Source organism: Acinetobacter sp. 148, assembly GCF_031196675.1.
GTDB lineage: Bacteria > Pseudomonadota > Gammaproteobacteria > Pseudomonadales > Moraxellaceae > Acinetobacter > Acinetobacter baumannii.
This window is the reverse complement of sequence record NZ_JAVIMT010000086.1, coordinates 1-11492: the sequence shown is the minus strand read 5'-3', so window position 1 is coordinate 11492 and position 11492 is coordinate 1. Positions and strand designations below refer to the sequence as shown.

Below are 11492 nucleotides of genomic sequence, written 5' to 3'. Positions count from 1 at the left end.
CTGATAATTCAGCGTATATCACAAAGCCCGCAGCACAGACAAAACTCACTTGCCAAGAATAGCCATAGATCAAGCCTACAGCCGTTAACCCCAATGAACAGGCAATAATTTGTAATGTGCCTAATCCAAAAATTTCTTTTCTTAAACTCCATAAATGCGATGGACGCATTTCTAGTCCAATCACAAACAGATACATCACAATACCAAGCTCAGCGATATGCAGAATAGACGCAGAATCGTAGAAGAATGCCAGACCAAATGGACCAATAATTAATCCCGCAATTAAATATCCCAATACGGAGCTTAGTCCCAGACGCTTGATTAAGGGGACCGCGATCACTGCAGCCGTGAGCAATATGACAGGGGATAGAAGGCTGATAGATGTGGCTTCTGCACTCATATATTTCTCAGATTGGTATGGGGGGCTGTTGACATTTCAAGTATAGAAAATAGATTCAAAACACAAGTGCAACACGTTTGTAGTTAGTTGAAAATTTAGGTGTATTTGTAGAATCATTAGACATTTCAACTCTCAATTGGAAAGCACACAATTAAGAAATGCCCCCCAACTTTATCAAGATGAAAGATACGAAATTTATGCTACTTTGAAAAGTGATGTGTGCTGAAAAAACAGGAGAAATTGTTACTTATGTTTGGGGTAAAAGAGATATAACTATAGTCCAACGACTGAAGGAAAAGTTGAAACAGTTAAGTATTCACTATACCCGAATTTCAAGTAATCAATGGGATAGTTTTATTACTGCATTTAAAGACTGTCAGCAAAGTATTGGTAAGTTTTTCACTATAGGTATTGAGGGAAATAATTGCAAAATAAGGCATCGGATTAGATGTGTTAGTTCAGTATTGAGTGTGGCTTTAGCAAGAATACGGATATTAATGCTTCTCGCAATATTCTAGCGGTAGGACATAGCACTTTGTCTGTGGAGGAAAGATGCGGTAAAGGTCGCTCTGTGAAGCAGAAAGCATGCCTAAATCCGTGAGGAAGTAGCCTAAGAGCTTTTGCTTTTAAAATCCCTGAGAAACATGTTTCGTATAGAGTTAGTCGAAAGTGGGGGAGTATGTCAGAAGTTTAATTTTATAAGTTATTGTAAAGATTAGTAAAGTTAATTGTGGTATCCAGTTGCAGAGCCAATAGTGACTTCATTTAATCTCAGCATACTTTTTGAAACACTACCTAAATTTTTAAGGTTTATAAAATTTAAGGTTTATAAAAAATATTGCTTTTTTTATACTATGGGGTACTATAGTATTAATGCTAGCAAGTAAGGAGGTCTGATGCCTAATCAGATTGAAGACAAAAAAAAGATTCTTCTACGTGTCAGAAAGATCAAAGGTCAGACGCAAGCGATTGAAAAAGCGTTAGAAGACAATGTGGAATGTGTTGCAATTCTGCAACAAATATGCTCTGTGCGTGGTGCTATTAATGGTTTAATGAATGAGATGTTAGAGGTTCATTTAAAGGACACATTAGTATCAGGTGAAACCACAGAACAACAACGAAAAGAAGAATTGGCTGAAATCGCCAAGATTCTAAAATCATATTTAAAATAGATCTGTATAAGGAATTATTCCATGAAGTCACGTGCTGCCGTTGCGTTTGGTCCTGGTCAACCTCTTCAAATTGTTGAAGTTGATGTTGCACCACCGAAGAAAGGTGAAGTATTAATCAAGATCTCCCATACCGGTGTGTGTCATACAGACGCATTTACTTTATCTGGCGATGATCCTGAAGGTGTTTTTCCCGCTATTCTCGGGCATGAAGGTGCTGGTGTTGTAGTTGAGGTTGGTGAAGGCGTGACTAGCGTCAAACCAGGTGATCATGTAATTCCACTTTACACTGCTGAATGTGGCGAGTGCGTATTCTGTAAATCTGGAAAATCGAACTTGTGTATTTCCGTTCGCGAAACTCAAGGTAGAGGTGTAATGCCAGATGGTACCACTCGTTTTTCCTACAATGGTCAACCGATTTATCACTATATGGGCTGCTCAACGTTCAGTGAATACACTGTAGTGGCAGAAGTATCATTGGCTAAAATCAATCCTGAAGCTAATCACGAACATGTCTGCTTACTGGGTTGTGGGGTAACAACGGGTATCGGTGCAGTACACAACACGGCTAAAGTACAAGAAGGTGATAGTGTTGCTGTCTTTGGTTTAGGTGGTATTGGTTTGGCAGTCGTACAAGCCGCACGTCAAGCTAAAGCAGGACGTATTATTGTGGTTGACATGAATCCAGATAAATTTGCGCTGGCAAAAGAGTTTGGTGCAACGGACTTCTTGAACCCTAAAGATTACGATAAACCAATCCAGCAAGTAATTGTCGAAATGACTGGCTGGGGTGTAGATCATTCATTTGAATGTATTGGTAATGTGAATGTGATGCGTGCAGCCCTTGAAAGTGCACACCGTGGCTGGGGACAATCCGTAATTATTGGTGTAGCTGGCGCAGGTCAGGAAATCTCTACCCGTCCATTCCAACTGGTTACTGGTCGTAAATGGCTAGGTTCTGCCTTTGGTGGTGTAAAAGGTCGTACGCAACTTCCAGGAATGGTTGAAGATGCCATGAAAGGTAAAATTCAATTAGAACCATTTGTGACACATACGATGGGCTTGGATCAGATCAATGAAGCCTTTGATCTAATGCATGAAGGTAAGTCAATTCGTACTGTAATTCATTACGAATAATTGCGTCAGACCTTATACTTTTCCATGCATGTGCATCATGAATGACATGCATGGAATCCTCTAAAACGGCACATCATCTGTAAAACCGATCTATCTGTGTAGGCATCGTGTATAGGTTCAATAAACCTGCCTACATTTTAAATCTTTATCACTATTCTCTGTGGAGAATATAAGACTCTTTGTTTACTTGATTTCTCATGAAGTCTTGCTCAACATAGGTAATTGATTATGGAAATAATTGAGAAGCATGCTTCTTTTGGTGGATCGCAAGAAGTGTATCGCCATCAGTCAATAGCATTAAACTGTTCAATGAAATTCTCAATATATCTGCCACCTCATGACAAAGATGAGCGGTTGCCAGTGTTATATTGGTTATCAGGATTGACTTGCAACGAACAGAACTTTATTACTAAAGCCGGAGCACAAAAGTATGCGGCTGAACATAAAGTCATTATTGTTGCACCAGATACCAGCCCACGTGGAGAGGATGTACCAGATCATGCAGATTATGATTTAGGCCAAGGCGCAGGATTCTATGTGAATGCAACACAAGCACCCTGGTCGCAGCATTTCAAAATGTATGATTATATTGTGGAAGAGCTCAGAAATCTGATTGACCTGAATTTTCCGACCAATCAAGTCCAAAGCATTATGGGGCATAGCATGGGGGGTCATGGTGCATTAGTAATTGGGTTAAAAAATCCTGAGCTGTATAAAAGTATTTCTGCTTTTGCACCAATTGTTGCACCTAGCCAAGTACCTTGGGGGAAAAAGGCTTTTACACACTACCTAGGTGAAACCGAAACTTTATGGAAAAGCTATGATGCGATTGAATTAATCAAAAACGCTGAAGTTCATTTACCTATTTTAGTCGACCAGGGAACAGCTGATGATTTTCTTGAAGAACAGTTAAGACCTAAGCTTCTTAGTAATATTTGTTTGGAACAAGAATATCCTCTTACACTTAACCTAAGAGAAGGGTATGACCATAGCTATTACTTTATTGCGAGCTTTATAGAGAAACATATAGAGTTTCACAGCAAATTCCTAGCTAAATAACTTTCATAGATATGAGGATGTACAATATTGTTCTTGAATGCTTCTTGAGCAATATAATTTCCAGATGAAGAGGTCAGCTTATAAATCTAAGGTAGAGTCAATTGATCCTTATATAAATAAGATTGAATTTAATCATCTCATATCTTGATTTTTTGATTCAAATGTTAATGATGTTAACTTGAATAAATTCATAGCATTATGTCGAAATAAAAACCTAAATTTTGGCTCAGCTATGGGAATTTTTTTTTAACTTTTATACAACAAAACTTTCTGACATGCATACATTAGCAATGTCAGAATCAGTTTGAATTCTAATCAATTGTGGAGTTTTAGTCATGCTTAAAACAGCTTTATATGTCCGTCTTGAAGCTAAACCGGGTAAAGAAGACGAAGTGGAAGCTTTCCTTAAAGCCGGTTTACCTATTGTAATGGAAGAACCTGAGACAGTTGCGTGGTTTGGCCTACGTCTTGGACCTACAACATTTGGTATTTTTGATGCATTTCCTGATGAGGCGGGTCGCCAAGCGCATTTATCTGGCAAGGTTGCAGCTGCGTTGATGGCTCAGGCCGAAGAGCTATTTTCAGAGCCACCATCTATTGAAAAAGTAGATGTTTTGGCGAGTAAACTACCAGCTTAAACCGATGCTTAAATGTATGAGGGTGCTGTCTGAAATTTTGAATGTAAGGCAGCACTTCAACCCTATGATGTTTGTCAGAGGCTTTCTATTCAAGTTGGGCTACTTTATTTAATGGCTTAATCTCATCATTTACAAGGGTTAATATCCAAAACAGGGTAAATAAACGAATGCAACTATTTACACGCTTTATATTGAACCAATCTATCTAATTTACTGTCGCATTTGTACATCTGCTAAACCGTGCCAATCTGCTTTTAAAATATTTAATCATTGCTATTTTGTATGAGCCATTCACTGCTTTAGCCAATGCGTTCACGACCATGTCAGTAGTCATGCGTGTTGATACCTTCCATTCAACAATCGCTCGTGAAAATACATCAATAATAAAAGTGGTATAGAACAAGCCTGAATGTGTTTAACCATCACTAAAGTCAGCAAGCTGAAATAATTTTTATAAAAATAGACGACTGGTCTATTTTTGTGTATAGTTAGCACATGGTGCAGTCAAAAGCCGCAGTGTTGTCCAATTTTTTAAAGTTTATTTGATGAATAACGGTGGTTTTTCAAATCAATTAGCTGATCATCCTAGGATAAAAATATGTTGAATTTTAACTTTTATAATCCGACTCGCATTATTTTTGGTGGCGATACAATAGCTAAAATCAATGACTATGTGCCTACAGAAGCAAAAGTATTAATGTTGTTTGGTGGTGAAAGTGCACGTAAGAATGGTACTTTAGCTGAGGTGCGTGAAGCATTAGGTGCAAGAGAAATTCATGAATTTGGCGGAATTGAGCCGAATCCGAGTTATGAAACCCTCATGAAAGCTGTAGAGCTGATTCGAGAACAAAAGATAGATTTCTTGATGGCTGTCGGTGGCGGATCGGTAATTGATGGTACTAAATTTATTGCAGCAGCAGTCAATTATACAGGGGATACATGGGAGATTTTAGAAACCCATGGTACTAAAATTACTCAAGCTTTGCCTTTTGCGAGTGTACTCACCCTTCCGGCAACTGGTTCAGAAATGAATAGCGGTGGGGTAGTCACGAGAAAATCGACCCAAGCCAAATTGTCATTTAGCAGCCCCTATGTTTTTCCGCAATTTTCCGTACTGGATCCGAATAAAACTTTTAGCTTGCCGACGCGCCAATTAGCAAATGGCGTGGTCGATGCATTTGTTCATGTCATGGAACAGTACTTAACTTACCCTGTCAATGCACAAGTACAAGATCGTTTTGCCGAAGGTCTATTGCAAACTCTGATTGAGATTGGACCGAAAATCTTGGAAGATTCAGCAGATTATGACACGCGTGCGAATTTGATGTGGGCTGCTAGCATGGCACTGAATGGGCTAATTGGAGCTGGTGTACCACAAGATTGGTCAACCCATTTGATTGGGCATGAGCTCACGGCTTTACATGGTATTGATCATGCTCGTACCTTGGCCATTGTGTTGCCGGCCAATCTACAAGTACGTCGTCAAGAGAAGCGAGAAAAATTACTACAGTATGCAGCTCGAGTCTGGCAGATTGTCGAAGGTGATGAAGAACAACGTATTGATACTGCTATTGCTCGTACTCGAGCCTTCTTTGAGCAACTTGGATTGCCGACCCGTCTTAGCGATTATGGACTGGGGGAGACAGATATTGAGATCATCATTACGCAACTTAAATCGCACAATCTTACACAGCTAGGCGAACATAAAAATGTTTCATTAGAGATCAGTCGTGAAATTCTCGAGGCGAGCATCTAAATAAACGTATCTGTCATGGTCACGATACACGACAAGTGATCATGCAACAATGCTCCTCATTCCTGAAAAATATCGGAGAAATAACATGAAAATTTTAATCGTTTTAACCTCACATGATCAACTTGGTAATACCGGTAAGAAAACAGGTTTCTGGCTAGAAGAACTTGCTGCACCGTATTACACCTTTATTGACTCTGGTGCTGAAGTTACGCTGGCATCGCCTCAAGGTGGGCAGCCACCACTAGATCCGAAAAGTAATTTAGCAGAAGCACAAACTGAAACCACTCATCGTTTTGAAGCAGATCCAACTGCAATGCAAGCATTGGCACAGACGCATAAACTTAGCGAAATCTCTGTCGCTGATTATGACGCAGTGTTTTATCCAGGCGGGCATGGCCCATTGTGGGATTTAGCAGAAGATCCGATTTCAATTTCTCTGATTGAACAGGCGATTCAGTCTGGCAAACCTGTTGCAGCAGTCTGTCATGCTCCAGGTGTTCTTCGTCATGTGAAAGCGAGTAACGGAGCGCCTTTAGTGAGCGGTAAATCTGTGACGGGTTTTACTAATACTGAAGAAGAGGCGGTAGGTTTGACTGAAATTGTACCATTTTTAGTTGAAGACATGCTTAAAGAAAACGGTGGTCATTATTCTAAAGTAGATGATTGGCAAGTACATGTTCAAGTAGATGGCTTGCTGGTTACTGGACAAAATCCAGCTTCTTCTGCTGCAACTGCCTCAGCATTACTTCAATTGTTGAAATAAAGAGTAGCGAGTGCCTGTTGTGGTGCTTAGTAGTGAATAAACTTCTGACTCTGAGCAACTGGCTCAATAAGCAAAATAACCCTCACTTAATGGTGAGGGGCCTGAGTGAATAGCTTTCCTTCCTTTATTTTTCTATATACAGGAAGGATGGGTATTTAATGTAGATCAATTAAGTCATTATGACTTGGATACAGTGAAATGAAAGACAGTAAACTTTTTCAAAACTTAAGCTTAGGCCCTTATGTTTTGCAAAACCGTATTGTATTGCCACCATTAACGCGGTCGCGCAGTACGCAGCCAGGGAATATTCCAAATGAACTGATGGCAACCTATTATCAACAGCGTGCCGGGGCAGGATTTATGGTCACCGAAGGTACGCAAATCGAGCCACGTGGTCAAGGCTATGCTTGGACTCCTGGTATTCACAGCCCTGAACAGATTGCTGGATGGCGTAAAGTGACGGAAGCAGTGCATGCTAAAGGAGGCATTATTTTTGCACAACTTTGGCATGTTGGGCGTGTTTCACATACATCTTTGCAATCCGATCATGCATCACCGGTCGCGCCTTCGGCTATTAAGGCTGATAGTAATGTTAAAGTCTTTATTGAGACCGGGCCCAATGCAGGGGCCTTGGCTGATCCTTCAATGCCACGTGCTTTAAGCAATGCAGAAGTTAAAGAATTAGTGCAACTCTATGCTCAAGCAGCACGCAATGCCTTGGCTGCTGGTTTTGATGGGGTTGAAATTCATTGTGCAAATGGTTATTTGGTGAATCAATTTATCTCTGCACATAGTAACCACCGTGATGATGAATATGGTGAATCAATTTATCTCTGCACATAGTAACCACCGTGATGATGAATATGGTGGATCACTAAATAATCGTTTGCGTTTTTTACGTGAAGTAGTAGAGGCAGTTGCTGAAGTGGTTGGTGCAGATCGTTTAGGAGTGCGTTTTGCCCCGCTATTTGAAAGTACAGAGGAAGATCGTGTTTACATAGGGTTGGTTGAAGATGATCCACATGTGACTTATATTGAAGCCATAAAAATACTTGAAGAAGTTGGGATTGCCTATTTATCTATTGCAGAAGCTGATTGGGATAATGCACCAGAACTTCCTCATGATTTTCGTAAAGATGTCAGAGACACTTTCAGTGGTCGGATTATTTATGCAGGTCGATATACGGCAGAAAGAGGGACTCGAATTTTTGAGGCAGGGCTGGCCGATTTAATTGCATTTGGACGCCCATTTATTGCGAATCCAGATTTACCCGATCGCATCGCCAATGGGTGGCCATTGAATGCAGTAGATGCAAGTACTATGTATGGTGGGACGGAAAAAGGCTATATTGATTATCCAGCTTACGCAGATTAATATTGACTTAATGAGTTATTTTGCCAACCTTTGTGGTTGGCAAAATAACGACTTAGGATTGCTGTTGTCAGCACAATTTCTTCTTAAAACAAATTCTTAAAATTTTTTAGCTGTGTAATGAGCCAACCTGCCAGTGGGAAAGAAATCAGTTGCGTTACTGGCACTAATACTATGACTTCAATCAACACCATCATCGGGAAACTTTGATGCTCAGTAATTGGCTTTAATAAAGTGAGTACCAGTAATAGTGTGGGATATAAGCCTAAATATCCGACTAAAATACGAGTCATGAGGGCTTTAGAAGGAGAATTTATTGTGCGCTATACTCATTCATGGATTGTAAATTGATCTAATAGCAACACATTAATAAATAATCATTGGATTGCTATCATGAATTATTAATTACGTATTTGATATTCAATTCAATTTTTATGAATCTTCACTTTTTAAAAGAAATTTAGTTGCTCTCAGAGCTTGATGTAATGGTGTTTTATCTTTTTGCAACTTACTCAGTAATGCTGCACCTAACCACATTTGGTAAAGTACTTGTGCCAACGTCGAGGCCTCAGTATCTGCTTGGATAGACTGATCCTGTTTACCCAAATCAATTAAACCAGCAATACGTTGGATTACATCATCAACGCCAGCGGACATAATGGAGCGCATATCTTCAGATAGATCGGCAACTTCTGCGGCAAGTTTCACAATTAAACAACTATCCGCCCAACCACACTGTGTTTCAGGATCTTCTATCCATAAATTAAAATACTCAATCAGCTTTTGATAAGGGGATTTATCGCTACGCCATACATCATTTAAACGGACTTGGTAATTATCCACATAATGCTGTACCAATTCACATCCGAAAGCTTCCTTGGATTGGAAATAATGATAAAATGAGCCTTTGGGGATCTCACAGCTCTGTAAAATTTCCTGTAATCCTACACCAGTAAAACCTTTATGCAAAATCAGGTCTGAACTGGTGTTAAGAATGTGTAAGCGCTTCGCTTCAGACTTTTTAACAGGATTAGGCTTCATATTAATTATTTACTCTATTATAAAAAATAGACCAGTCGTATTTTTTTATTATAACTCCTCTACAATGGATGTAAAGAAATTTTAATCATAATTTTTGATTGTGAAGAGAAATACTTCCAAATAAAACATGGAGTTATATGTGTGAAAACAGTTATTAATCAACGCATCGTTTTAGCTAAACGGCCAGTGGGTGAGCCAAAACACAGCGATTTTCGTATTGAGCAAGTTGAACTCAATGAACTTAAACAAGGCGAGATATTGTTAAAAACCATTTACTTGTCACTCGATCCTTATATGCGTGGTCGCATGAGTGATGCTCCTTCATATGCAGCACCGGTTGAAATTGGCGAAGTGATGGTCGGTGGAACAGTCAGTCAAGTGGTGGCCTCTAAAAACCCAAAATTCAAAGAAGGCGAGTGGGTTCTTTCCGGAAATGGCTGGCAGGGCTACGCAATTTCTAATGGGTCTGCCTGTCAAAGCTTAGGTATGCAACCTGAACATCCATCTTGGGCATTGGGTATTTTGGGAATGCCAGGATTTACTGCTTATATGGGGTTGTTGGACATTGGTCAGCCTAAAGCCGGTGAAACTTTAGTCGTTGCAGCTGCAATGGGACCTGTGGGTGCTACGGTTGGACAGATTGGCAAAATTAAAGGTTGTCGCGTGGTTGGCGTCGCAGGTGGGGCTGAAAAATGCCGTTATGCAGTAGAAGAACTTGGCTTCGATACTTGTATCAATCATCATGATGAAAATTTTGCAGAACAATTACAACAAGCAGTTCCCACCGGTATTGATATTTATTATGAGAATGTAGGGGGTAAAGTGTTTGATGCGGTATGGCCATTGCTTAACTCTGCGGCACGTGTACCGGTGTGTGGTGTGGTTTCCCAGTATAACGCTACCGAGCAAGCACAAGGGCCAGACCGTTTACCGGGCTTTATTTCCACCCTTTAAAAAAAGCGTATTCGCATGCAGGGCTTTATTATTTTTGATGATTATGGCAGTCAGTATCCGGAATTCAATCAGCAAATGTCTGACTGGTTGAAAGACGGAAAAATCAAATATAAAGAGCATATGGTGCAAGGTTTAGATAACATGATCAATGCTTTCAATGGTATGTTAAAAGGCGAAAACTTTGGCAAAGTGGTTGTAAAAATTTAAAAAAATAGGAATTATTATGATTACACTACATCATTTAGATCAATCACGTTCTTTTCGCATTTTGTGGTTACTTGAAGAAATCAAGCAGCCCTATGAGCTGAAACGCTATTATCGTGACTCAAGCACGCATTTGGCCCTTGAATCTTTAAAAACCATCCATCCTTTAGGGAAATCTCCAGTATTGGAATGGGATGGCAAAGTTATTGCAGAGTCAGGCGCAATCGTTGAGTTATTAATTTAGAAACTTGCGCCGCATTTAGCACCAGATATGGATGAACCTACCTATGTCGATTATCTACAGTGGATTCATTTCTCAGAAAGCTCTGCCATGCTGCCATTTTTGTTAAAAACGTTTAATGCGATAGAAACCAAGCAAGGCACGAAGTTGGTATTTCTAGAAAATTATACTCAAGTTGAGTTCGATAAGGTATTTGGCCATTTAATGAATATTTAAAAGATAAAGAATTTCTAGTGGCAGACCGTTTAACCGGTGCTGACTTTATGATGGGCTTTGGACTACATGCTTTAGTTTATCATATGGGACAAGGTGAAAATTATCCCCATATCCAACGTTATGTAGCAGGTTTAAGCCAACTACCTAGCTGGCAAGTCGCAGTACAAATTGAACAAAATGGTGTGAAAAGTCAAAAATAGCAAAATTGTTTTTTTAACGCAATTGAGAAAAAGAATCATGATTGACAAGTACATATGATTATAAAATAAGCTGACACTTATTTAAAGTATACGCCTAATGAATTTCATCGGGCGTTCTCTATTTTAAAGATAAGGAATTACCATTATTTAAGACAAGTTTCGCCTATTCTTTCACTGCAAATTCCTATCAAAAGGGGTTGAATATCACGACGGTTACGTTGAAAGATATAATCAACTTTTGAAAGAAAAGTGACTAACGCACAGCAAGATTAAATTATTCCTTGGGGTATTAAACAAGTAATCTATATCATTTTAATAACATATAGTCAAATCATTATAAAA

9 protein-coding genes and 6 pseudogenes are annotated in these 11492 nt (G+C 39.4%); 11 read left to right on the top strand and 4 right to left on the bottom strand.

The genetic code is table 11. From position 1 onward, the window contains the following. Window positions 1-400, bottom strand: a 400-nt coding sequence (locus tag RFX69_RS17455) for a cation:proton antiporter (RefSeq protein ID WP_309169500.1), incomplete at its 3' end; no start/stop codon positions are given. 227 nt (window positions 401-627) lie between these two features. Between RFX69_RS17455 and RFX69_RS17450 the strand changes: the two are divergent. The 6 genes and pseudogenes from RFX69_RS17450 to RFX69_RS17430 all read left to right on the top strand — a co-directional run. Continuing rightward, window positions 628-849, top strand: a pseudogene (locus RFX69_RS17450) (IS1 family transposase); the annotation flags it as partial. A 14-nt stretch (window positions 850-863) separates the two neighbouring features. After that, window positions 864-1014: pseudogene (locus RFX69_RS19430) on the top strand (RNA-guided endonuclease TnpB family protein); the annotation flags it as partial. A gap of 282 nt (window positions 1015-1296) precedes the next feature. Continuing rightward, entirely contained in the window at window positions 1297-1572 is a 276-nt protein-coding gene (locus RFX69_RS17445) for a metal/formaldehyde-sensitive transcriptional repressor (protein WP_001133596.1), read from the top strand. A gap of 21 nt (window positions 1573-1593) precedes the next feature. Further along, window positions 1594-2706, top strand: coding sequence for an S-(hydroxymethyl)glutathione dehydrogenase/class III alcohol dehydrogenase (locus tag RFX69_RS17440; protein ID WP_000842149.1), 1113 nt, complete (start codon window positions 1594-1596; stop codon window positions 2704-2706). A gap of 228 nt (window positions 2707-2934) precedes the next feature. After that, the gene (fghA, locus tag RFX69_RS17435) at window positions 2935-3765 is read left to right on the top strand and encodes an S-formylglutathione hydrolase (protein WP_000402511.1); all 831 of its coding nucleotides are present in this window, start codon (window positions 2935-2937) and stop codon (window positions 3763-3765) included. A 335-nt stretch (window positions 3766-4100) separates the two neighbouring features. After that, entirely contained in the window at window positions 4101-4403 is a 303-nt protein-coding gene (locus tag RFX69_RS17430; RefSeq protein WP_289333015.1) for a putative quinol monooxygenase, read from the top strand. Between the two features lie 85 nt (window positions 4404-4488). On the opposite strand, the pseudogene RFX69_RS19425 reads toward RFX69_RS17430, so the two are convergent. Then, window positions 4489-4818: pseudogene (locus tag RFX69_RS19425) on the bottom strand (IS3 family transposase); the annotation flags it as partial. 183 nt (window positions 4819-5001) lie between these two features. Here RFX69_RS19425 and RFX69_RS17420 point away from each other — a divergent pair. From RFX69_RS17420 to RFX69_RS17410, 3 genes and pseudogenes are all read left to right on the top strand, one after another. Further along, window positions 5002-6159, top strand: coding sequence for an iron-containing alcohol dehydrogenase (locus tag RFX69_RS17420; protein WP_000931666.1), 1158 nt, complete (start codon window positions 5002-5004; stop codon window positions 6157-6159). A gap of 85 nt (window positions 6160-6244) precedes the next feature. Beyond that, window positions 6245-6922: a type 1 glutamine amidotransferase domain-containing protein gene (locus RFX69_RS17415; protein ID WP_000697980.1), complete on the top strand. Its 678-nt coding sequence runs from the start codon at window positions 6245-6247 to the stop codon at window positions 6920-6922. 198 nt (window positions 6923-7120) lie between these two features. Then, a pseudogene (locus RFX69_RS17410) lies at window positions 7121-8297 on the top strand (alkene reductase). An 83-nt stretch (window positions 8298-8380) separates the two neighbouring features. Here the strand turns inward: RFX69_RS17410 and RFX69_RS17405 are convergent. Both RFX69_RS17405 and RFX69_RS17400 read right to left on the bottom strand, forming a co-directional pair. Beyond that, window positions 8381-8611, bottom strand: coding sequence for a hypothetical protein (locus RFX69_RS17405; protein ID WP_004281837.1), 231 nt, complete (start codon window positions 8609-8611; stop codon window positions 8381-8383). Window positions 8612-8726: 115 nt separating this feature from the next. Further along, the gene (locus tag RFX69_RS17400; RefSeq protein ID WP_108564007.1) at window positions 8727-9335 is read right to left on the bottom strand and encodes a TetR/AcrR family transcriptional regulator; all 609 of its coding nucleotides are present in this window, start codon (window positions 9333-9335) and stop codon (window positions 8727-8729) included. Between the two features lie 141 nt (window positions 9336-9476). On the opposite strand from RFX69_RS17400, the pseudogene RFX69_RS17395 reads away from it, so the two are divergent. Together RFX69_RS17395 and RFX69_RS17390 are read left to right on the top strand one after the other, a co-directional pair. Continuing rightward, window positions 9477-10496 (top strand): annotated as a pseudogene (locus RFX69_RS17395) (NADP-dependent oxidoreductase). A gap of 16 nt (window positions 10497-10512) precedes the next feature. Further along, window positions 10513-11150: pseudogene (locus RFX69_RS17390) on the top strand (glutathione S-transferase family protein). Window positions 11151-11492: the final 342 nt, after the last annotated feature.

Coding starts and splice junctions, on each gene's coding strand:
- RFX69_RS17430 (WP_289333015.1), top strand. CDS start 4,101: ATGCTTAAAACAGCTTTATATGTCCGTCTTGAAGCTAAACCGGGTAAA.
- fghA (WP_000402511.1), top strand. CDS start 2,935: ATGGAAATAATTGAGAAGCATGCTTCTTTTGGTGGATCGCAAGAAGTG.
- RFX69_RS17440 (WP_000842149.1), top strand. CDS start 1,594: ATGAAGTCACGTGCTGCCGTTGCGTTTGGTCCTGGTCAACCTCTTCAA.
- RFX69_RS17400 (WP_108564007.1), bottom strand. CDS start 9,335: ATGAAGCCTAATCCTGTTAAAAAGTCTGAAGCGAAGCGCTTACACATT.
- RFX69_RS17415 (WP_000697980.1), top strand. CDS start 6,245: ATGAAAATTTTAATCGTTTTAACCTCACATGATCAACTTGGTAATACC.
- RFX69_RS17445 (WP_001133596.1), top strand. CDS start 1,297: ATGCCTAATCAGATTGAAGACAAAAAAAAGATTCTTCTACGTGTCAGA.
- RFX69_RS17420 (WP_000931666.1), top strand. CDS start 5,002: ATGTTGAATTTTAACTTTTATAATCCGACTCGCATTATTTTTGGTGGC.